The organism is Pseudomonas sp. zfem004 (assembly GCF_032621715.1).
Taxonomy (GTDB): domain Bacteria; phylum Pseudomonadota; class Gammaproteobacteria; order Pseudomonadales; family Pseudomonadaceae; genus Aquipseudomonas; species Aquipseudomonas sichuanensis.
This window is the reverse complement of record NZ_JAVYJF010000027.1, coordinates 23066-42828: the sequence shown is the minus strand read 5'-3', so window position 1 is coordinate 42828 and position 19763 is coordinate 23066. Positions and strand designations below refer to the sequence as shown.

The 19763-nt window shown below is 63.6% G+C and carries 23 protein-coding genes; 20 read left to right on the top strand and 3 right to left on the bottom strand.

From position 1 onward, the window contains the following. Nucleotides 1–118: 118 nt before the first annotated feature. From rluC to sppA, 3 genes are read left to right on the top strand one after another with little or no spacing between them, the layout of a single operon-like run. On the top strand, nt 119–1075 hold the full coding sequence (rluC, locus tag RTH46_RS22975) for a 23S rRNA pseudouridine(955/2504/2580) synthase RluC (RefSeq protein ID WP_125463224.1): 957 nt from the start codon (nt 119–121) through the stop codon (nt 1073–1075). Between the two features lie 3 nt (nt 1076–1078). Beyond that, entirely contained in the window at nt 1079–1759 is a 681-nt protein-coding gene (locus tag RTH46_RS22970) for an HAD family hydrolase (protein WP_316906709.1), read from the top strand. A gap of 2 nt (nt 1760–1761) precedes the next feature. Beyond that, nucleotides 1762–2745, top strand: coding sequence for a signal peptide peptidase SppA (gene sppA, locus RTH46_RS22965; protein ID WP_316906708.1), 984 nt, complete (start codon nt 1762–1764; stop codon nt 2743–2745). Nucleotides 2746–2830: 85 nt separating this feature from the next. On the opposite strand, the gene RTH46_RS22960 is transcribed toward sppA, so the two are convergent. Further along, the gene (locus RTH46_RS22960) at nt 2831–3409 is read right to left on the bottom strand and encodes a nucleoside triphosphate pyrophosphatase (RefSeq protein WP_316906707.1); all 579 of its coding nucleotides are present in this window, start codon (nt 3407–3409) and stop codon (nt 2831–2833) included. A gap of 95 nt (nt 3410–3504) precedes the next feature. Between RTH46_RS22960 and RTH46_RS22955 the strand changes: the two genes are divergently transcribed. The 12 genes from RTH46_RS22955 to RTH46_RS22900 all read left to right on the top strand — a co-directional run bounded on the left by RTH46_RS22955 (nt 3505) and on the right by RTH46_RS22900 (nt 13405). Next, nucleotides 3505–4032 carry a YceD family protein gene (locus tag RTH46_RS22955; protein WP_153787910.1) on the top strand — a complete coding sequence of 176 codons (528 nt, stop codon included), beginning with the start codon at nt 3505–3507 and terminating at the stop codon, nt 4030–4032. 13 nt (nt 4033–4045) lie between these two features. Then, on the top strand, nt 4046–4228 hold the full coding sequence (gene rpmF, locus RTH46_RS22950) for a 50S ribosomal protein L32 (RefSeq protein ID WP_008096416.1): 183 nt from the start codon (nt 4046–4048) through the stop codon (nt 4226–4228). A 3-nt stretch (nt 4229–4231) separates the two neighbouring features. Further along, a complete protein-coding gene (plsX, locus tag RTH46_RS22945) occupies nt 4232–5242 on the top strand; it encodes a phosphate acyltransferase PlsX (RefSeq protein ID WP_125463228.1) in 1011 nt (336 codons plus the stop codon). A gap of 186 nt (nt 5243–5428) precedes the next feature. After that, nucleotides 5429–6367, top strand: coding sequence for an ACP S-malonyltransferase (gene fabD, locus RTH46_RS22940; RefSeq protein WP_316906706.1), 939 nt, complete (start codon nt 5429–5431; stop codon nt 6365–6367). 16 nt (nt 6368–6383) lie between these two features. Then, complete coding sequence (gene fabG / locus RTH46_RS22935; RefSeq protein WP_153787908.1) at nt 6384–7124, top strand: 3-oxoacyl-ACP reductase FabG; 741 nt, start codon at nt 6384–6386, stop codon at nt 7122–7124. Nucleotides 7125–7328: 204 nt separating this feature from the next. Beyond that, nucleotides 7329–7565: an acyl carrier protein gene (acpP, locus tag RTH46_RS22930; RefSeq protein ID WP_153787907.1), complete on the top strand. Its 237-nt coding sequence runs from the start codon at nt 7329–7331 to the stop codon at nt 7563–7565. Between the two features lie 174 nt (nt 7566–7739). Next, entirely contained in the window at nt 7740–8984 is a 1245-nt protein-coding gene (gene fabF, locus RTH46_RS22925) for a beta-ketoacyl-ACP synthase II (RefSeq protein WP_110995679.1), read from the top strand. Next, complete coding sequence (pabC, locus tag RTH46_RS22920; RefSeq protein WP_279846129.1) at nt 8984–9799, top strand: aminodeoxychorismate lyase; 816 nt, start codon at nt 8984–8986, stop codon at nt 9797–9799. The genes fabF and pabC overlap by 1 nt, the downstream gene beginning before the upstream one ends. A gap of 3 nt (nt 9800–9802) precedes the next feature. Beyond that, complete coding sequence (gene mltG, locus RTH46_RS22915) at nt 9803–10972, top strand: endolytic transglycosylase MltG (RefSeq protein WP_316906705.1); 1170 nt, start codon at nt 9803–9805, stop codon at nt 10970–10972. Nucleotides 10973–10981: 9 nt separating this feature from the next. Next, nucleotides 10982–11614 (top strand): dTMP kinase, encoded by a 633-nt coding sequence (tmk, locus tag RTH46_RS22910; protein WP_153787904.1) that lies wholly within the window; start codon nt 10982–10984, stop codon nt 11612–11614. Next, the gene (locus RTH46_RS22905) at nt 11607–12593 is read left to right on the top strand and encodes a DNA polymerase III subunit delta' (RefSeq protein WP_316906704.1); all 987 of its coding nucleotides are present in this window, start codon (nt 11607–11609) and stop codon (nt 12591–12593) included. Before tmk ends, RTH46_RS22905 begins: the two co-directional genes overlap by 8 nt. Nucleotides 12594–12622: 29 nt before the next feature. Then, nucleotides 12623–13405, top strand: a complete 783-nt coding sequence (locus tag RTH46_RS22900) for a TatD family hydrolase (protein ID WP_153787902.1) — start codon at nt 12623–12625, stop codon at nt 13403–13405. Nucleotides 13406–13643: 238 nt separating this feature from the next. On the opposite strand, the gene RTH46_RS22895 is transcribed toward RTH46_RS22900, so the two are convergent. After that, nucleotides 13644–14777 (bottom strand): aminotransferase class V-fold PLP-dependent enzyme, encoded by a 1134-nt coding sequence (locus RTH46_RS22895; RefSeq protein ID WP_316906703.1) that lies wholly within the window; start codon nt 14775–14777, stop codon nt 13644–13646. 73 nt (nt 14778–14850) lie between these two features. Here RTH46_RS22895 and RTH46_RS22890 point away from each other — a divergent pair, with 73 nt between their 5' ends. The 5 genes from RTH46_RS22890 (at nt 14851) to RTH46_RS22870 (ending at nt 18349) form a co-directional block, all read left to right on the top strand. Continuing rightward, nucleotides 14851–15486: a TetR/AcrR family transcriptional regulator gene (locus RTH46_RS22890; protein ID WP_110995672.1), complete on the top strand. Its 636-nt coding sequence runs from the start codon at nt 14851–14853 to the stop codon at nt 15484–15486. 129 nt (nt 15487–15615) lie between these two features. Further along, complete coding sequence (locus RTH46_RS22885; protein ID WP_153787900.1) at nt 15616–16584, top strand: GTP 3',8-cyclase MoaA; 969 nt, start codon at nt 15616–15618, stop codon at nt 16582–16584. 66 nt (nt 16585–16650) lie between these two features. Continuing rightward, nucleotides 16651–17256: a DUF4823 domain-containing protein gene (locus RTH46_RS22880; protein ID WP_153787899.1), complete on the top strand. Its 606-nt coding sequence runs from the start codon at nt 16651–16653 to the stop codon at nt 17254–17256. A gap of 11 nt (nt 17257–17267) precedes the next feature. Then, nucleotides 17268–17828: a DUF1285 domain-containing protein gene (locus tag RTH46_RS22875; protein WP_316906702.1), complete on the top strand. Its 561-nt coding sequence runs from the start codon at nt 17268–17270 to the stop codon at nt 17826–17828. A gap of 98 nt (nt 17829–17926) precedes the next feature. Then, entirely contained in the window at nt 17927–18349 is a 423-nt protein-coding gene (locus tag RTH46_RS22870) for a cupin domain-containing protein (protein ID WP_153787897.1), read from the top strand. 22 nt (nt 18350–18371) lie between these two features. Here the strand turns inward: RTH46_RS22870 and RTH46_RS22865 are convergent, their stop codons facing one another. Continuing rightward, nucleotides 18372–19628: a nucleoside deaminase gene (locus RTH46_RS22865; RefSeq protein WP_316906701.1), complete on the bottom strand. Its 1257-nt coding sequence runs from the start codon at nt 19626–19628 to the stop codon at nt 18372–18374. Between the last annotated feature and the right edge of the window lie 135 nt (nt 19629–19763).

Here is a 19763-nt window from a genome sequence, read left to right as displayed (position 1 = left end):
AAGGTCAGGAACCGGCGTAGAGCCTGGTATCACTGGCCTGCCGCTTTTGGCGGCGTTCGCGACTATAGCAGTTATGATTAAGTGCTTCAATTCCATAAAAAATTGTTATGATCCCGCCATGACGACCAATACCCCTCCGACTTCCGGCGTACAGCTGATCGAAGTCGCGCCGGAGCTTGCCGGCCAACGCATCGACAATTTCCTCATCACGGCCCTCAAGGGCGTGCCCAAGACCTTGGTCTACCGCATCCTGCGCAAGGGTGAGGTGCGGGTCAACAAAGGGCGGATCAAGCCGGAATACAAGCTGCAGGCTGGCGATATCGTCCGCGTGCCGCCTGTGCGCCTGCCTGAGCGCGACGAGCCGGCGCCTGTGGCCCAAGGGCTGCTGCAGCGCCTGGAAGCCGCCATCGTCTACGAAGACAAGGCGCTGATCGTGATGAACAAGCCATCCGGCATTGCCGTGCATGGCGGCAGTGGTTTGAGTTTCGGGGTGATCGAGGCGCTGCGCCAGTTGCGCCCTGACGCCAAGGAGCTGGAGCTGGTGCATCGCCTGGATCGCGATACTTCCGGTCTGCTGATGATCGCCAAGAAGCGCAGCATGCTGCGCCACCTGCATGCCGCCCTGCGCGGCGATGGCGTGGACAAGCGCTACATGGCGCTGGTGCGCGGCCATTGGCCGACCGCCAAGAAGCAGGTCAGCGCGCCGTTGCTCAAGAGCAATCTGCGCTCGGGCGAGCGCATGGTCGAGGTGAATGACGAAGGCAAGGAGGCGTTGACCATGTTCCGTGTGCTGCGCCGTTTCGGCGAATTCGCCACCATCGTCGAGGCTCGGCCGATTACCGGTCGCACCCACCAGATTCGCGTGCACACCCTGCATGCCGGGCACATGATCGCCGGGGACAGCAAGTACGGCGATGAAGATTTCAGTCGCGAGATTCGTGAGCTGGGCGGCAAGCGCCTGTTCCTGCATGCCTATCAACTCACGGTGCCGCTGCCTGACGGTGGTGAGCTCAAACTCGAGGCGCCGGTGGACGAAGTGTGGGCCAAGACCGTGGAGCGCCTGAGCGCGACCTGACCTATGACCAAGCGTTATGAGCTGCTGATCTTCGACTGGGACGGCACCTTGGCCGACTCCATCGGGCGCATCGTCGAGGCCATGAATGTGGCGGCCGGGCGCGCCGGTGAAGCGCCCAGCAGTGATGAGGCCATCAAGGGCATCATCGGCCTGGCGTTGGACGAGGCGATCGCCACGCTGTATCCGCACCTGGATATCGTGCAGGTACAAGCTTTTCGTCAGCATTACGCCGATGTCTACATGGCGCTGGATCAGCAGCCTTCGCCGCTGTTCGAGGGGGTGGTCGAATCCCTCGAGGCATTCCGTGCCGAGGGCTATCGCCTGGCGGTGGCCACCGGCAAGGCGCGTCGCGGCCTGGATCGGGTGCTCAAGGCCAACGGCTGGGAGAGCTACTTCGATATCACTCGCGGCGCCGACGAGACCCGTGGCAAGCCGCACCCGTTGATGCTCGAAGAGATCCTCGCCCATTGTCAGGTCGAGCCCGGGCGGGCGCTGATGGTCGGCGATTCGGCATTCGACCTGCAGATGGCCAGCAATGCGGGCATGCACTCGGTGGCGGTCGGCTATGGCGCGATGCCGCTGCAGGCCCTGGCCGAGTTCGGGCCGCAAGTGTGCATCGAGCATTTCTCTCAATTGCGCGAATGGCTGGCCAGTGGCGCGCAACTCAATTTCCAGGGTAGGTGAGCATGACTGACGAGTGGAAGGCCCCCGAGTCCGAAGACAACGAAGAACGCAAGAGCTGGAAGCTGCTGGAGAAGACGCTGCTGGCGGGCGTCCAGGAGCAGCGTCGGGCGCGGCGTTGGGGCATCTTTTTCAAGTTGCTGACCTTCGTCTACCTGTTCGGCATGTTGGTCCTGTTCACGCCGCTGCTGGATGTGGACAAGGCCGCGTCACGTGGTGCCAGCCATACGGCGCTGGTCGAGGTGCGCGGGATGATCGCCGATCAGGAGCCGGCCAGCGCCGACAATATCGTCAAGAGCCTGCGTGAAGCATTCAAGGACTCGAAAACCAAGGGTGTGGTGCTGCGTATCAACAGTCCGGGCGGCAGCCCGGTGCAGTCGGGCTACATCTATGACGAAATTCGCCGCCTGCGCGCCGAATACCCGGCCATCAAGCTGTATGCGGTGATTACCGATCTGGGTGCCTCCGGCGCTTATTACATCGCCAGTGCCGCTGATGAAATCTATGCCGACAAGGCCAGCCTCGTTGGCTCCATTGGCGTGACGGCCGCCGGTTATGGCTTCGTCGGCACCATGGACAAGCTGGGCGTTGAGCGTCGCACCTATACCGCGGGTGAGCATAAAGCCTTCCTTGATCCGTTCTCGCCGCAGAAGCCGGAAGAGACCGCGTTCTGGCAGGGGGTGCTGGATACCACGCACCGCCAGTTCATCGCCATGGTCAAGCAGGGGCGGGGCGAGCGCCTGAAGGACAAGGATCATCCTGAGTTGTTCAGTGGTTTGATCTGGTCTGGCGAGCAGGCCAAGGAGCTGGGCCTGGTGGATGGCTTGGGCAGTGCCAGCTATGTGGCTCGCGAAATCATTGGCGAGCAGGAGTTGGTGGATTTCACAGTGCAAGAGTCGCCGTTCGATCGTTTCTCCAAGCGTATCGGTGCCAGTGTGGCCGAGCGGTTGGCCCTGTACATGGGCTTCCAGGGGCCTTCGTTGCGTTGAGCTGAAATCGGCGTGACATTCATCGCGGGGCAAGCCCGCTCCCACGGATTATCTTGTGGGGGCGGGCTTGCCCCGCGATGCGTTCTCAAGGCACCTGCACGCCTTCCTTGTGCAGCATATCCACCAAACGAATCAGCGGCAGCCCGATCAGGCTCGTGGCGTCGCAGCCGTGGGTGCTCTGGAACAGGCTCACCCCCAACCCCTCCGCTTTGAAGCTGCCCGCGCAATCCAGTGGCTGCTCGGCCTGCACGTAACGCTCCACGCGCTCCCGATCCAGCTCGCGCATGGTCACCGTGAACGGCACGCAATCGACCTGGCACTGGCCGGTGGCGCTGTTGAGCAGTGCCAGGCCGGTGAGGAAGGTGACCTGCTTGCCGCTCGCTTCGAGCAGTTGCTCGCAGGCCCGTTCGAAGGTGTGAGGTTTGCCGAGAATCTGCTCGCCGAGCACCGCCACCTGGTCGGAGCCGATGATCAGGTGGCCTGGGTGGCGGCCCCTGAGCGCTTCGGCTTTTTGTCGGGCCAGGCGGCGAACCAGTTCGACGGCAGGCTCATCGGTCAGCCGCTGCTCGTCTAGATCGGGGCTTGCCCAGCTGAAGGGCAGGCGCAGGCGGGAGAGCAGTTCGCGCCGGTAGGGGGAGCTGGAAGCCAGTAACAGAGGAAGCATGATAGACTCCTGGTCAATTGCCCCGAATTCTAACATGCGAGATGTGCCGAATTTCCTTTGACAGGGAGGGGGTGCATCCCTAGAATGCTGCGCCTATGTTGAATGACCCGATTCCACCTCACGTTGACCCGCGCAAATTAGCCGATCGAGGCGTAACCCTGAGTGGTTCGCTGCAACTCGCTGATTTGGAAAGACTCTGCGACCCGCTTTCCGACACTGTCGGTATGGTGCAGGCGAAGTTCGATTTTGAACGAGACGAACAGAAAGTTGTGGTTATCCACAGCGAGCTGGATGTCGAAGTCAAAATGGTTTGCCAGCGTTGTCTTGAGCTGGTCACCCTTCCAATCCACAGCGAATCTACTTACGCCGTGGTGAAGGAGGGTGCGAATACCCAGTCGTTGCCGAAAGGCTATGACGTGCTGGAACTGGGCGAAGATCCTTTGGATCTGCAGGCCTTGATCGAGGAAGAGCTGCTGCTTGCCCTGCCGATCGTGCCTGCTCATCATCCGGAAGAATGCCAGCAGCCGGCGGGCGCAGATGAGCCCGAACCGAGCAAGGACGAGGTAACGCGGTCCAACCCGTTCAGTGTATTGGCGCAGTTAAAGCGTGACCCAAACGTTTAGGAGTTAATCAATTATGGCTGTTCAGCAGAACAAAAAATCCCGCTCTGCCCGTGACATGCGCCGTTCGCACGACGCCCTGTCGGAAAACGCCCTGTCGGTAGAGAAGAGCACCGGTGAAGTACACCTGCGTCACCACGTTTCGCCAGAAGGCGTATACCGTGGTCGCAAAGTGATCGACAAGGGCGCTGACGAGTAATCCTTGTCCGCTCAGATCATCGCGATCGACGCAATGGGCGGGGACTTCGGTCCCCGCAGCATTGTCCAGGCTAGCCTAGCCTGCCTTTCGGCTACTCCCTCGCTGCACCTGACCCTCGTCGGTCAACCCTCCCTTCTTGAAGAGCTTGTCAGCGGCCAATCGGCTGCGGATCGCGCGCGCCTGCAGATTGTTGCGGCCAGTGAAGTGGTGGGCATGGACGAGCGGCCGTCGCAGGCGTTGCGCGGCAAGCCCGACTCGTCGATGCGCATCGCCCTCGAACTGGTGCGGGACGGCAAGGCCCAGGCCTGCGTCAGTGCCGGCAATACCGGCGCGCTAATGGCGTTGTCGCGTTTCGTGCTCAAGACCTTGCCCGGTATCGATCGCCCGGCGATGGTGGCGGCGATCCCGACCCAGGCGGGCTACTGTCAGTTGCTCGACCTGGGTGCCAATGTCGACTGCAGTGCCGAAAACCTCTACCAATTTGCGGTGATGGGCTCGGTGGCTGCCCAGGCGCTTGGGGTTCATCGCCCGCGGGTGGCGCTGCTCAATATCGGCACCGAAGACATCAAGGGCAACCAGCAGGTCAAGCTGGCCGCCAGCTTGTTGCAGAACGCACGTGGCCTGAACTACATCGGCTTTGTCGAGGGTGACGGCCTGTACCGCGGCGAGGCGGACGTGGTGGTGTGCGACGGTTTTGTCGGCAACATCCTGCTCAAGTCCAGCGAAGGCCTGGCGACCATGATCGCTGCGCGCATCGAGGCGTTGTTCCGTGGTGGCGTGCTGGCGCGGGCTGCCGGGGCCATGGCCATGCCATTGCTCAAGCGCCTGCAGGCCGACCTGGCGCCGGCGCGGCACAATGGCGCAAGCTTCCTCGGGCTCCAGGGTATCGTCATCAAGAGCCATGGTTCGGCGGGTGTGCAGGGTTTCCAGAGCGCCATCCAGCGTGCGCTGATCGAGATCCAGGAAAACCTGCCGCAGCGCCTGCACGGGCGCCTCGAAGACCTGTTGCCCTGAGTGCGCGGGGGTGAGCTTGCCTCGCAATGAGGACGTGACTGGAAAAACAAAGACTTTGGGCATATCGCCCATGAAGTGCTTAAATGTGACCGCTTGGTCCGCTGCTCCATCCAAGCTTTCAGATTTCGCGCTCGGCCTGTGGCCCGGCGCACCCTATCCGACGACAAGATCATAAGGGCTTGTTCAATGTCTGCATCCCTCGCATTCGTCTTTCCCGGTCAAGGTTCCCAATCGCTGGGCATGCTCGCCGAGCTCGGCGCTGAAAAGCCGGTAATCGTCGAAACCTTCAAGGAAGCTTCCGAGGCTCTGGGCTACGACCTGTGGAAGCTGGTCCAGGAAGGTCCGGAAGAACAACTCAACCAAACCGACAAGACTCAGCCGGCCATCCTGACCGCCTCCATCGCCCTGTGGCGTCTGTGGCTGGAAGAGGGCGGCGCGCAGCCGGCCTTCGTTTCGGGTCACAGCCTGGGTGAGTACAGCGCCCTGGTCGCTGCCGGCAGCCTGTCGCTCAAGGACGCCGTTCGCCTGGTCGAGCGCCGTGGCCAGCTGATGCAGGAAGCCGTGCCGGCCGGTCATGGCGCCATGGCTGCCATCCTGGGCCTGGACGATGCTGTCGTGGTCGATCTCTGCGCCAAGGCCGCTGAAGATGAAGTGGTCAGTGCGGTGAACTTCAACTCGCCGGGCCAGGTGGTGATTGCCGGTAACAAGGCTGCGGTCGATCGCGCCATGGCGCTGTGCAAAGAGGCCGGCGCCAAGCGTGCCCTGCCGCTGGCGGTCAGCGTGCCGTCGCACTGTGCGCTGATGAAGCCCGCTGCCGAGCGCTTCGCCGAGTTCGTCAACGCCATCGACTGGAAGGCCCCGCAGATTCCGGTTGTGCAGAACGTCACCGCCGCCATCGCCGCCGACCTCGATGCACTCAAGCAGGACCTGCTGGCACAGCTGTACCAGCCTGTGCGCTGGGTCGAATGCGTGCAGGCCCTGGCCGAGCGCGGCGCCGTGAACCTGGTCGAGTGCGGCCCGGGCAAGGTGCTGGCTGGTCTGAACAAGCGTTGCGCCGACGGTGTGACCACCTACAACCTCAATACCCCTGACGCCGTCGCCGCCACCCGTGCGGCGCTGGCCTGAATCTGGAGACGCTTGCATGAGCCTGCAAGGTAAAGTTGCACTGGTTACCGGCGCCAGCCGTGGCATTGGCCAGGCCATCGCCCTTGAGCTTGGCCGCCAGGGCGCCATCGTCATCGGCACCGCCACTTCGGCCTCCGGTGCCGAGCGCATCGCCGCCACCCTCAAGGAGCACGGTGTTGCCGGTACCGGCATGGAACTGAACGTGACCAACGCAGAGTCCGTGAATGCGGTGCTGAACGCCATCGGCGAGCAGTTCGGCGCCCCGGCGATCCTGGTCAACAACGCTGGCATCACCCGCGACAACCTCATGCTGCGCATGAAGGACGACGAGTGGTTCGACGTGATCGACACCAATCTCAACAGCCTCTACCGTCTGTCCAAGGGCGTACTGCGCGGCATGACCAAGGCCCGTTGGGGTCGTATCATCAGCATCGGCTCGGTCGTCGGTGCCATGGGTAACGCAGGGCAGGCCAACTATGCGGCCGCCAAGGCCGGCCTGGAAGGCTTCAGCCGCGCACTGGCCCGTGAAGTGGGTTCGCGTGGCATCACCGTCAACTCGGTCACCCCGGGCTTCATCGACACCGACATGACCCGTGAGCTGCCGGAAGCACAGCGCGAAGCCCTGCAGAAAGAAATTCCGCTGGGCCGCCTGGGGCAGGCCGACGAAATCGCGAAGGTGGTTTCGTTCCTGGCCTCCGACGGCGCGGCCTATGTCACTGGCGCCACCGTGCCGGTGAACGGCGGGATGTACATGTAAAAACTGCAACGCGATGTGACGGATTGCTTCAAAAAAGAGTCATACTCCGAGCTTAAAATCCGTTATAAAGCTGCAACCAGATTCCGGGCAGAGGGTTGGGTGACTTAGCTGAAGGCGTGTTCCGCTTGAAAAGCAGGCGTCTTTCTATAAACTTGGTCACCGGCCAGCTGCCTGACATATGTCCATTAGGAGTGAAAACTAGGTATGAGCACCATCGAAGAACGCGTCAAGAAAATCGTCGCCGAGCAACTGGGCGTCAAGGAAGATGAAGTCAAAAACGAATCTTCCTTCGTTGAAGACCTGGGTGCCGACTCGCTTGACACCGTTGAGCTGGTGATGGCTCTGGAAGAGGAATTCGAGACCGAAATCCCTGACGAAGAAGCCGAGAAGATCACTACCGTTCAAGCTGCCATCGACTACGTCAACGCCCACCAGGGTTAAGACGTTCTAGTCGACGCTTCTTGTCGGGGAAAACCGCACTGCCTTCGCTGGCGTGCGGTTTTTTCTTTGCAAGGCGCCAGTGTCGAGCCGCGAGCTTTCAGAGCTTGTTGCCATTTCATTCCATTGCCTTGAATGCAATGGCAAGAAACTCTGTTATTTGAAAAGGAGAGTACTGTGTCGCGTAGACGCGTCGTGGTCACCGGTATGGGTATGCTGTCGCCACTGGGTACCGATGTACCGAGCACCTGGCAGGGCATTCTGGCTGGCCGCAGTGGCATTGGTCCGATCGAACACACGGATCTGTCTGCCTACTCCACCCGTTTTGGCGGCTCGGTGAAGGGCTTCGAGGTCGAGCAGTACCTGTCGGCCAAGGAAGCTCGCAAACTCGACCTGTTCATTCAATACGGCCTGGCAGCCGGTTTCCAGGCGGTGCGCAATGCCGGCCTGGAGGTCACCGATGCCAACCGTGAGCGCATTGGCGTGGCCATGGGCTCGGGGATCGGCGGCCTGACCAACATCGAAGAAACCAGCCGAACCCTGCACGAGCAGGGCCCGCGCCGCATTTCGCCGTTCTTCGTGCCGGGCTCGATCATCAACATGATCTCGGGCTTCCTGTCGATCCACCTGGGCCTGCAGGGGCCGAACTACGCGATCGCCACCGCCTGCACCACGGGCACCCATTGCATCGGCATGGCCGCGCGCAATATCGCCTACGGTGAAGCGGACGTGATGATTGCCGGCGGTGCCGAAATGGCCGCCTGTGGCCTGGGCATGGGTGGCTTCGGGGCCTCGCGCGCGCTATCGACCCGCAACGATGAACCGACCCGCGCCAGCCGTCCCTGGGACAAGGGCCGTGATGGTTTCGTGCTGTCCGACGGTGCCGGTGCCCTGGTGCTCGAAGAGCTGGAGCACGCCAAGGCGCGTGGTGCAACCATCTATGCCGAGCTGGTCGGCTTTGGCATGAGCGGCGACGCCTACCACATGACCTCGCCACCCGACTCGGGTGAAGGTGCTGCGCGCTGCATGGCCAACGCCTTGCGCGATGCGGGCATCGAGCCGCAAGCGGTCAGCTACATCAATGCCCACGGCACGTCGACCCCTGCTGGCGATATCGCCGAGGTGGCGGCGATCAAGCGTGTGTTCGGCGAGCATGCCTACAAGCTAGCCGTCAGCTCGACCAAGTCGATGACCGGCCACCTGCTGGGTGCCGCTGGTGCGGTGGAGGCGATCTTCAGCGTGCTGGCAATCAACAGCCAGATGGCGCCGCCGACCATCAACCTGGACGAGCCGGACGAAGGTTGTGACCTGGACTTCGTGCCACACCAGGCGCGCAGCATGCCGATCGACGTGGTGCTGTCCAACTCGTTCGGCTTCGGCGGGACCAACGGTTCGCTGGTGTTCCGCCGGTTCGCCGACTGATGCACTGCTGGATCGATGGCCAGGAAGCGACTGCGGTCAATCTGCACAATCGCGGCCTGGCCTACGGTGATGGTCTGTTCGAGACCATTGCCGTGCATGGCGGCAAGCCCAGCCTGCTGAACCGGCATCTCGAGCGCCTGGCACTGGGGTGCCGGCGCCTGGCGATCGACGTTGACCTGATGCTGCTTCGCAACGAACTGTTGCAATTCGCTCAGTTGCTGGGGGAGGGCGTCGCCAAGCTGATCCTCACCCGTGGCGACAGCCAGCGCGGTTATGCCCCGGCGCCCGGTGCCCAGGCGCGGCGCATTCTTCAGGGCAGCCCCTTGCCCGTCTATCCCGCACAACACGCCGAACAGGGTGTGCGCCTGTTTCCCTGCCAGACACGGCTGGCGGAACAACCGCTGCTGGCCGGACTCAAACACCTCAACCGCCTGGAGCAGGTGCTGGCCCGTGCCGAATGGCAGGACAGTGCCTATGCCGAAGGCTTGATGCGCGACAGCCAAGGGCGAGTGATCGAAGGGGTGTACAGCAACCTGTTCCTGGTGCGTGGCAAGGTGCTGCTGACCGCCGACCTGAGCCGTTGTGGCGTGGCTGGCGTGATGCGTGGCGCATTGCTCGAACAGGCGCCGTTGTCGGGGCTTGCAGTCGAGGTGCGCGACCTGACGCTGGAAGACCTGCAGCAGGCCGACGAGGTGTTTGTCTGCAACAGTGTCTACGGGATCTGGCCCGTGCGTGAATTCGCTGCACTGAACTGGCCGGCAGGCCCGCTCACCCGTAAACTGCAGGCCGTTGCCCGTACGTTACTGGATACCTGATTCGTGAGACGCAAATTCCTGCTGCTGCTGGAAATGGGTTTGATCCTCGCCGGCCTGGCATTGGGCTGGGCTGCCTGGAAGATCAACTCGGTCCTGGAGCAGCCCCTGCAAGTGGCACAGGAGCGCCTGCTCGATGTGCCTGGCGGCACCACGCCCAATCGCATGTTCTACCGCATGGAAGGCGAGGGGCTGCTCGACGATGCGCTCTGGCTGCGCCTTTACTGGCGCTTCAACATGGCCGGCACCCCGCTGCATACCGGCGAATACCGCCTGACCCCCGGCATGACCGTGGGGCAGTTGTTCGATGCCTGGCAGCGCGGCGACGTGGTGCAGTACAACCTCACCCTGGTCGAGGGCTGGACCTTCCGCCAGGTGCGTGCCGCAGTGGCCAGGCACGAAAAGATCAAGCACACCCTCGATGACCTGAGCGACGCGCAGGTCATGGACAAGCTCGGTCACACCGGCGTCTTCCCCGAGGGCCGTTTCTTCCCGGATACCTACCGCTTCGTGCGCGGCATGACCGACGTCGAACTGTTGCAGCAGGCCTACATGCGCCTGGACGAAGTGCTGGCCAAGGAGTGGGCTGAGCGCACTACCGACCTGCCGTATCGCGACCCCTACCAGGCGCTGATCATGGCCTCGCTGGTGGAGAAGGAAACCGGGATCCCGCAGGAGCGTAACCAGATCGCCGGCGTGTTCGTGCGCCGGCTGCGCCTGGGGATGATGCTGCAGACCGACCCGACCGTGATCTACGGCATGGGCGAGCGCTACAACGGCAAGATCACCCGGGCCGACCTGCGTGAGCCGACGCCCTACAACACCTACACCATCAGCGGCCTGCCGCCGACGCCGATCGCCATGGTCGGCCGCGAGGCGATCCATGCCGCGCTCAACCCCAGCGATGGCAGCAGCCTGTATTTCGTCGCCCGTGGCGATGGCAGCCATGTGTTTTCCGATGACCTGGACGACCACAACAGCGCTGTGCGTGAGTTCCAGCTCAAGCGGCGGGCAGACTATCGCTCAAGCCCCGCACCTGCGGCGCAGCCGGGGGCAGGCGAGCAGTCGGCGCCCGACCAGGAGGCCCCTGCCGAGGCAGCCCCGGCCGAAAGCGACGCTGGCGCGCCTACCGATGAATCCGTGCCGGCCGAGGCGCCGTCACCTGAAAAACAGTAAGGAACACCCGTGAGCGGTTTGTTTATCACCCTGGAAGGCCCCGAAGGCGCGGGCAAGAGCACCAACCGCGACTACCTGGCGGCGCGCCTGCGTGAGCAGGGTGTCGATGTGGTGATGACCCGCGAACCCGGTGGCACGCCACTGGCCGAGCGCATCCGCGAGCTGCTGCTGGCACCCAGCGACGAGCCCATGGCGGCCGATACCGAGTTGCTGCTGATGTTCGCTGCCCGAGCCCAGCACCTGGCAGAAGTGATCCGCCCGGCCCTGGCACGAGGCGCCGTGGTGCTCTGCGATCGCTTCACCGACGCTACCTACGCCTATCAGGGCGGCGGCCGTGGCTTGTCGGTGGAGCGTATCGCCATCCTCGAATCCTTCGTCCAGGGCGAGCTGCGCCCGGACCTGACCCTGGTCTTCGACCTGCCAGTCGAAGTCGGCCTGGCCCGTGCTGCTGCCCGTGGCCGGCTGGATCGCTTCGAGCAGGAGGGCCAGGCCTTCTTCGAGGCGGTGCGCCAGGCCTACCTGCAGCGCGCCGCCCAGCAGCCGCAGCGCTACAGCCTGCTGGATGCCGCTCAGCCGCTGGAGGCGGTGCAGCGTGCGATCGATGCGCTGCTGCCGGGCCTTCTGGAGCGTTGCCGTGGCTGAGGCCTACCCCTGGCAGCAGGCGCTCTGGCAGCAACTGGCCGGGCGCAGTCAGCATGCCCACGCCTACCTGCTGCATGGGCCCCAGGGTATCGGCAAGCGTGCCCTGGCCGAGCGTCTGATGGCACGGCTGTTGTGCCAGACGCCCCAGGGGCTGGATGCCTGCGGGCAGTGCAAGGCGTGCCTGCTGCTCAAGGCCGGCAGCCATCCGGACAACTTCGTGCTGGAGCCAGAAGAAGCCGACAAGCCGATCAAGGTCGACCAGGTTCGCGACCTGGTGTCGTTCATCGTGCAGACGGCCCAGCAGGGCGGGCGCAAGGTTGTGCTGATCGAGCCGGTGGAGGCGATGAACATCAACGCGTCCAATGCCCTGCTCAAGAGCCTTGAGGAGCCTTCCGGCGATACCGTGCTGCTGTTGGTCAGCCACCAGCCCAGCCGCTTGCTGCCCACCATCAAGAGCCGTTGCCAGCAGGTCACCTGCCCGCAGCCGAGCCTGGCCCAGAGCCGTGCCTGGCTGGCCGATGCCCTTGCCGACAGCGCCGAGGACGAGCGTGAGGAGCTGCTGACACTGGCCGCCGGCTCGCCGTTGATGGCTGTCAACCTGCAGGCGAAGGGCGTGCGCGAGCAGCGCGCGCTGGTCACCGAGGGTGTGAAGAAGCTGCTCAAGCAGCAGCAGTCGCCCAGCCAGCTGGCCGAAGCCTGGAACAACGTGCCGTTGCTGTTGTTGTTCGACTGGTTCTGCGACTGGTCGCACCTGATCCTGCGCTATCAGCTGACCCAGGACGAGGATGGGCTAGGCTTGGCCGACATGCGCAAGGTGCTGCAGTACCTGGCGCAGAAGAGCCGCCAGGCCAAGGTGCTGGAGGTCCAGGCGTGGATCCTCGAGCAGCGTCAGAAAGTGCTGGGCAAGGCCAACCTCAACCGTGTGCTGCTGCTCGAAGCCTTGCTCGCCCATTGGGTGCAGCTGCCGGGCATGCGCTGATCCTACCGTTCATTCATGTGTGTGCTCCCATGCTCGTAGATTCCCATTGCCACCTCGACCGTCTTGACCTCAGCGCCCATCAGGGTTCCCTCGATGCCGCCCTGCAGGCCGCGCGTGAGCGCGGTGTCGGGCATTTCCTGTGCATCGGCGTCAGCGCCGAGAACGCCGGCGCGGTCAAGGCGCTCAGCGAGCAGTACGCCGACGTCGATTGTTCGGTGGGGGTGCATCCGCTGGATCTGGCGCCGGGTGAAACCCCGGCCCTGGAGTGGCTGCTGCGCGAACTGGCCCACCCGCATGTGGTGGCCATCGGCGAGACCGGCCTGGATTATCACTACGAGCCCGAAGCCGCCGAGCTGCAGCAGGCCTCCTTCCGTCTGCACCTGGAGGCTTCGCGGCAGACTGGCAAGCCGGTGATCGTGCATACCCGTGCGGCCCGCGAGGACACCCTGGCCCTGCTGCGCGAAGCCAGCCTGCCCCAGGCCGGGGTGCTGCACTGTTTCACCGAAGATTGGCCGATGGCCAAGGCCGCGCTGGACCTGGGTTATTACATCTCGTTGTCCGGCATCGTGACTTTCCGCAACGCCGATGCCCTGCGCGAGGTCGCCCGGCAGGTGCCGGTCGATCGCCTGCTGGTGGAGACCGATTCGCCGTACCTGGCGCCGATCCCGCACCGCGGCAAGCCGAACCTGCCGCAGTACGTGCGGGAAGTGGCCGAATATGTCGCCTCGCTGCGCGGGGCCAGCTATGAGCAGTTGGCCGAGCAGACCACCGCCAACTTCAAGCGCTTGTTCCCGCTGGCTCGGGTGGCCTGATCCGCAGTTCGCCGCTGGCGCCCGGGCAAAAAAAACCCGGGTTCTGGGGGGGGAATCCGGGTTAAGACCATTAGGAGTAAAACAAAGGTACGCGGTCCCTGGGCACCTTTATCGGCGCGCCACTTGGGGGGGATGCGCCGCGCCAACACTTCAAGTATTGGCCAGGATTGGCGCCCTGCCAGCGCTCGCTGATCGTTTTTTAAACAGATTTGGAATACGTCGACGGTCGCTTGGGCGATCAGTGCATGGCGATGTGCCTGACCAGCCGCAGCGCTTCGTCGATCAGGCGCTCATCGGTATAGAAGTGTGGGGAAAAACGCACGCCAGGCCCGCGCAGCGCGCAGATCACCTGCTGGGTGCTCAGCGCTCGATAAATGTCGGCATTGGCGCGGCCAGCCACAGTGAAATTGACGATGCCTGCGCGGCGTCCAGGTTCTGCCGGGCTGTGCAGTTGCACACCCGGGATCGCCGCCAGCCCTTGGTGCAGTTGCTCGACGCGATGGCCGAGTTGCTCTGCAATCACTTGCATGCCGAGCTCTTCCAGCAACGACAAGCTGGCCTCCAGTGCACAGGTGCCGAGCATGTTCGGGCTGCCCGGCTCGAAGCGTCGGGCGCTGCGTGCCGGTTGCCAGGTGCGGCGCTCGAAATCGCCCAGTTGTTCGAGCATATGCCAGCCGTAGGCGTGCAGTTTCAACTGCCGGCGCAGGGCGCTGCGGCAGTAGAACACCCCCAGGCCCTCGGGGCCGAGCATCCACTTGTGGCCGTCGGCCATGGCGAAATCGCACTGGTAGTGCTGCACGTCGAAGGGCAGGGCGCCAATCTGCTGGATGGCATCGACGCAGAACAACACGCCCCGTTCGCGACAGCCCTGGCCCAGGCGGGCCAGGTCCAGGCGCAGGCCGCTGGCGAACTGCACGGCACTGACCGCCAGCAGCCGGGCGCGCGGGCCGCAGGCCTGGAGCAGTGCGGCCTCTGGGTCATCCCCGGCCAGGTTGGTCTCGATCACAGCGACGCCTTGATCCGCCAGTGCCTGCCAGACCACGCGGTTGGAGGGGAATTCTTCGTCGCTGATGATCACCTGGTCGCCAGCTTGCCAGTCGAGGCCGAACGCCACCAATGACAGGGCTTGCGAGGTGTTGCCGACCAAGGCGATGTCGCCTGTGCTCGGTGCGTTGAGCAGGCGCGCCAGGCGTTCGCGCAGGCGCCGTTCGGTGGCCAGCCAGGCCGGGTAGTCGCTGGCGCCGCGCTGCAGGTTGTCACGGGCGAAGCGCGCCACGGCCTCAGTGGCCCGGCGCGGCCACGGAGCGATGGCCGCGTGGTTCAGGTAACACAGGCCCGGAGCCTGCTCGAACTCATCAAGAAACACAGACATGCTTGGAAGATCCGTGCAATTTACCGCCAGTTAGGCATAATAATCCGCTTCGATTGTCATCCTAGTCCTACCTATGCACAAAGAACCTCGTAAGGTCCGTGAATTTCGCCGCCGCGAGCAGGAAATCCTCGATACGGCGCTCAAGCTGTTTCTCGAACAGGGTGAAGACAGTGTCACCGTCGAGATGATCGCCGACGCCGTGGGCATCGGCAAAGGCACGATCTACAAGCACTTCAAGTCCAAGGCGGAGATCTACCTGCGCCTGATGCTCGACTATGAGCGTGACCTGAACGAGCTGCTGCATTCCGCTGACGTCGACCGTGACAAAGAGGCGCTGTCGCGCGCCTACTTCGAGTTCCGCATGCGCGACCCGCAGCGCTACCGGTTGTTCGATCGCCTGGAAGAGAAGGTGGTCAAGGGCAACCAGGTGCCGGAAATGGTCGAGCAGTTGCACAGCATCCGTGCCTCCAACTTCGACCGCCTGACGCAGCTGATCAAGGGCCGCATCAGCGAAGGCAAACTCGAGGACGTGCCGCCGTACTTCCACTATTGCGCGGCGTGGGCGCTGGTCCACGGTGCGGTGGCGCTGTACCACTCGCCGTTCTGGAGCAACGTGCTGGAAGATCAGGAAGGCTTCTTCCAGTTCCTCATGGACATCGGCGTGCGCATGGGCAACAAGCGCAAGCGCGACCCAGAAACCGCGAACTGAAGCGGCCCGAGCGGTGCTTGCCGGCCTTTGGTGAGCATCGCGCGATTCTGCCTTCGACAGGAAGACTTGCAAAAACCTGATTTATGAGTCAGGTTTCGCCGGTCCGTTTCTTCCATGCCGGAGTCACCCATGATCGTCGATCGTCAAGGCAGGCGCTTTCGCAACCTGCGCGTCAGCCTGACTGCAGCTTGCAACTACGCCTGCACCTACTGCGTGCCCGATGGCAAGCGCCTGGTGGCGGCGCAGGACGAGTTGGGGGCCGAGGCGCTGGGGCGCGGCGTGGCCTATCTGGTCGAGGCCGCGGGTGTCGAGCGCTTGCGCATCACGGGCGGCGAGCCGCTGGTCAGCCCGCGGCTCGAGGGCTTCCTGACGGCGGTGGCCGGGCTCGGGCTGGAAGACATCAGCCTCACCACCAATGGCCAACTGCTTGCCCGCAAACTGCCACTGCTGCGTGCTGCCGGCATCCGCAGGCTCAATGTTTCCCTCGATACCTTGGACCCTCTGGCCTTCCGCCGCATCGCCCGTGGCGGCGATCTGGCCAGTGTGCTCGACGGCATGGCCCAGGCCAGCGCTGCCGGCATGGCGATCAAGGTCAACATGGTGCCCATGCGTGGGCAAAACCTCGATCAGGTATTGCCGCTGCTCGACTACTGCCTGCAGCAGGGCTACGAGCTGCGCTTCATCGAGCTGATGCGCATGGGCCACCTGGCCCGTGACCGCAATGCCTTCCTGCAGCAGTTCGTGGGGCTTGAGCAACTGCTCGAGCTGATCGGCGAAGCCCATGAGTTCGAGCAGGCGCAGCGCCCGGTGGATGCAACCGCGCTGCGTTACCGCATACCCGGCAAAGGACACTTCGGGGTGATCGCCAACGAGAGCGTACCGTTCTGTCGCGCCTGCTCGCGGCTGCGCTTGTCGTCCACCGGCTGGTTGCATGGATGCTTGTCCTCAAGCAACCGTCACTTTGTCGGCGACCTGCTGGACAAGCCGCGTCACCAGGCCCTGCCAGCGTTGCAGCGCTTGCTGGTGAAGGCACTGGCGGACAAGCAGGACCAGGCGTTCTCCGGCGATGTGATGGTGATGAAGGTGATCGGCGGCTGACTCTGGCGCAAAAGCTGCATCTGGCGGCTATTCGCCGGTTTTTCGTCACCGGCCTCTGGAGGAAAGATGCGTAGCCTGGTCTTGCTGCTGGCGCTGATGGCGTTGGGCGGTTGCATGAAAGTCAGCGACATGGGGGAAGAGGTCCGTGATCAGATGAGCGATGTGGGCCTGCTGGATCACAGCAACACCACCCGTACCCTGTCCATCCGCCTGCAACCCGATTCGTTCATCTTCATTGGCCAGGGTGCGTTCATGCCGCCGGGCAAGGGGCCACAGCCGCGCCAGAACGCCGTGGCCGAGGAAGCGTTCAAGAGTTTCATCGAATATTTCCCGCTGGTGCGCCGTGCCCAGGGCCCGCTCGGCCTGGAAGACGCAATCGCCGAAGCCCGTTCGGTCGGCGCCGATTACGTACTGTACACCCGCTTCGCCCGCACCGATGACCGTATCGGCAATGGCGATGAATGGTATGACGAACAGGCCATCGACCGCCTGGGCTGGGACACTGGCGTGGTGCAGATGATGTTGATCGAGACCAGCACCCGCTACCTGATCGATACCGCGCGCATCAAGAGCCGTGGCGGTTTGTTGACGTTCCACGACAATTCGCCGCAGGATTTGCTTGCCGCGCCCATGCGCGAGTACGCTCGTAGCCTCCTGGGCATGAGCAAGTAAGCGAGCGTGATATGACCGACTCCGGCAAGGCCAACGATCTCCTGGCGCAGATCCCCGCACACAAGGGGCTGCCGCCGGTGCATCTGTGGAACCCGGATTTTTGCGGCGACATCGACATGCGCATCGCCCGTGACGGCACCTGGTACTACCTGGGCACGCCGATCGGGCGCAAACCGATGGTCCGGCTGTTTTCCACCATCATTCGCCGCGATGGCGACGACTACTTCCTGGTCACGCCGGTGGAAAAAGTCGGTATTCGCGTTGACGACGCGCCCTTTGTTGCGGTGCTGCTGGATGTGCAGGGGAGTGGAGAGCAGCAGGTGCTGCGCTTCACCAGCAACGTCGACGACCAGGTCGAAGCCGGGCCGGCCAACCCGCTGCGGGTGGTGATCGATCCGATTACCCAGGAGCCTGCGCCCTATGTGCTCATGCGTGGCAACCTCGAGGCGCTGATTCACCGCAACGTGTTCTACCAGTTGGTGGAGCTGGCGGTGCCACAGACCATCGAGGGTGAGCAGTGGCTCGGGGTTTGGAGCCATGGCCAGTTCTACCCGATCGGGCGCGACGCCTGAGCGAAAATCGGCCTCCCGCTTTTTCCGCGGATTGGCCGTTTCTCCTGTAGCGGGCGGGGCATAACCTGAGGGCCACAGCTAATCAGGAGATTCCGTTCATGAGCATTACCCGTCTTTCCCTCAGCGTGTTTGTCGCCCTCGGCTTGTTGGGCGCCAACGTGCCTGCCTGGGCCCATGGTGACGCGCAGCATCCCGACCAGGTGAAGATTCTTCAGGAGCAATTGCCCACTAATGCCCCGGGCAAGAAAGCGGTGATGCTCACCGTCAGCTATGCGCCGGGCCAGGCATCGCCCGCCCATCAGCACCCAGGCGCGGTCATGGCTTATGTATTGGAAGGCGCGGTCGTCTCGAAGCTCAACGACGAGCCGCAGAAAACCTACAAGGCCGGCGAGTTCTGGTACGAAGCGCCCGGCACCGTGCACAGTGTATCGAGCAACGCCAGCAAGACCGCGCCGGCCAAGCTGCTGGTGTGGAGCCTGGTGGACGAGGGGCGGCCAGTGACCGAACCCCTGTCCCAATGAGTCGCCCGGCAGGGCGTCGTGGCTACAGCTCGCGCTGCACGGCGCTGATCAGGGCCGTGTCCAGCACTTGGCAGGGTGCCACCTGGACGCTCTGGGTATAGAAGGGCGGCAGGTTCTGCGCCAGTTGCGCCACGGCCTGGGCGCTGACGCCGGCAGGCAGTAGCACATACTGCAAGTTGGAGGGGAATGACTGCGGTACCGGCCCTTCCATGGTTGAGCCGTAGGCGCCAAAGGTCATCACCGCCTGGCTGGTCGCCGGGTCAGGGATATACAGGAACACGAAGGTGCCGTATTTGGGGTGCGTGAGGCATTGCTTGGCCTGGGCGCGTACAGCAGGGTCGTTGTCGTTCATCAGTTTCCAGCGCAGTTCGGCATAGCCACGCGTGGTCTCCATGAACGCGGTGCGGATTGGCGACTGCTTCTCCACGCCCCCCAGGCAAGCCAACAGGTTGCCGAACGGGTCGAGCAAGGCCACGGCGTTCACGGTGTCGGCCTGCCGGGCGGTTTCGATCAGTGGGCGGGCCAGTTCCTGCCCGGGCATGCGCGGGTTGGCGCTGCTGACCCTGAGGCTCCAGGGACTCAGAGCGGCCAGGGCCTGGCGGACTTTGCTGTCGGCGGGCAGCGAGCTCGGGTTGCGCAACTGGTCAGGTGGCAGGCCACTGTTGTTGCTGGCGTCACGCACATTGGACACGCTGGCGTCGAAGATCGAACCGGTGAGGCTGAAGGCTGCGGCATCGATACCGCAGCCGGCATAGACCGGCCCGCTGCCTGCGCCCTGATAGGGGCGGTTGATCGGCGCGGCAACCGCATAGTAGCCCCAACTGGCCTGCGCCTTCTGGCGTACGGCAGGTGGCAGGCTGGGGAAATCGAACTGGCTGTTGAAGTTGATCCCCGCATAAGTGTCGATGGCGCTGACCGCCACGTTGAAGCCGGCAGTCAGCAGCGAGCCGGCGCACATGGCGCAGGGGTCGAGGGTGGTCACCACGGTCAGCTTTTCCGGCGCTGGCAGGCCCAGGCGTTCGCGGTTGGCGAAGTACCAGTCCACCAGCTGTCGTTCGCCGTGGGCGGTCGGGTCGTGGGGCAGGAACGGCGGTTGTGCGGCACTGCCGGGGTAGGGCATCAGCACATTGTTGTGCAGGGCGGCGAGCACGTTGCCGGTGGCGTTGTCGATGATGCAGCCACCAACTGCGAAGGTGCCTTGTTGGCTGGCCAGAATGGCCTGGTTGGCAACGAGTTCCACCGCTTGCTGGGCATTTTGGGCGGTCTGCTTGGTGTCCATATTGACTCCCTGTCGTTGAGGCGCCGGATGCGCATGCAGACGATAGTTCAGGGCAATTGGAAAACAAGGGGCGTGGGCAAAAGAACCTGCAGTGCCTGCCTGGTTGGCGAGGCAGTGCAGGCGTTGCCACAGGCA

Bases quoted from the DNA above. Each gene is read 5' to 3' on its own strand.
- rluC (WP_125463224.1), top strand. From the start codon at position 119: ATGACGACCAATACCCCTCCGACTTCCGGCGTACAGCTGATCGAAGTC.
- RTH46_RS22875 (WP_316906702.1), top strand. From the start codon at position 17,268: ATGACCGACTCCGGCAAGGCCAACGATCTCCTGGCGCAGATCCCCGCA.
- pabC (WP_279846129.1), top strand. From the start codon at position 8,984: ATGCACTGCTGGATCGATGGCCAGGAAGCGACTGCGGTCAATCTGCAC.
- RTH46_RS22895 (WP_316906703.1), bottom strand. From the start codon at position 14,777: ATGTCTGTGTTTCTTGATGAGTTCGAGCAGGCTCCGGGCCTGTGTTAC.
- fabG (WP_153787908.1), top strand. From the start codon at position 6,384: ATGAGCCTGCAAGGTAAAGTTGCACTGGTTACCGGCGCCAGCCGTGGC.
- RTH46_RS22885 (WP_153787900.1), top strand. From the start codon at position 15,616: ATGATCGTCGATCGTCAAGGCAGGCGCTTTCGCAACCTGCGCGTCAGC.
- RTH46_RS22970 (WP_316906709.1), top strand. From the start codon at position 1,079: ATGACCAAGCGTTATGAGCTGCTGATCTTCGACTGGGACGGCACCTTG.
- RTH46_RS22900 (WP_153787902.1), top strand. From the start codon at position 12,623: ATGCTCGTAGATTCCCATTGCCACCTCGACCGTCTTGACCTCAGCGCC.
- acpP (WP_153787907.1), top strand. From the start codon at position 7,329: ATGAGCACCATCGAAGAACGCGTCAAGAAAATCGTCGCCGAGCAACTG.
- fabD (WP_316906706.1), top strand. From the start codon at position 5,429: ATGTCTGCATCCCTCGCATTCGTCTTTCCCGGTCAAGGTTCCCAATCG.
- RTH46_RS22890 (WP_110995672.1), top strand. From the start codon at position 14,851: ATGCACAAAGAACCTCGTAAGGTCCGTGAATTTCGCCGCCGCGAGCAG.
- RTH46_RS22880 (WP_153787899.1), top strand. From the start codon at position 16,651: ATGCGTAGCCTGGTCTTGCTGCTGGCGCTGATGGCGTTGGGCGGTTGC.
- sppA (WP_316906708.1), top strand. From the start codon at position 1,762: ATGACTGACGAGTGGAAGGCCCCCGAGTCCGAAGACAACGAAGAACGC.
- RTH46_RS22870 (WP_153787897.1), top strand. From the start codon at position 17,927: ATGAGCATTACCCGTCTTTCCCTCAGCGTGTTTGTCGCCCTCGGCTTG.
- rpmF (WP_008096416.1), top strand. From the start codon at position 4,046: ATGGCTGTTCAGCAGAACAAAAAATCCCGCTCTGCCCGTGACATGCGC.
- RTH46_RS22865 (WP_316906701.1), bottom strand. From the start codon at position 19,628: ATGGACACCAAGCAGACCGCCCAAAATGCCCAGCAAGCGGTGGAACTC.
- RTH46_RS22955 (WP_153787910.1), top strand. From the start codon at position 3,505: ATGTTGAATGACCCGATTCCACCTCACGTTGACCCGCGCAAATTAGCC.
- RTH46_RS22960 (WP_316906707.1), bottom strand. From the start codon at position 3,409: ATGCTTCCTCTGTTACTGGCTTCCAGCTCCCCCTACCGGCGCGAACTG.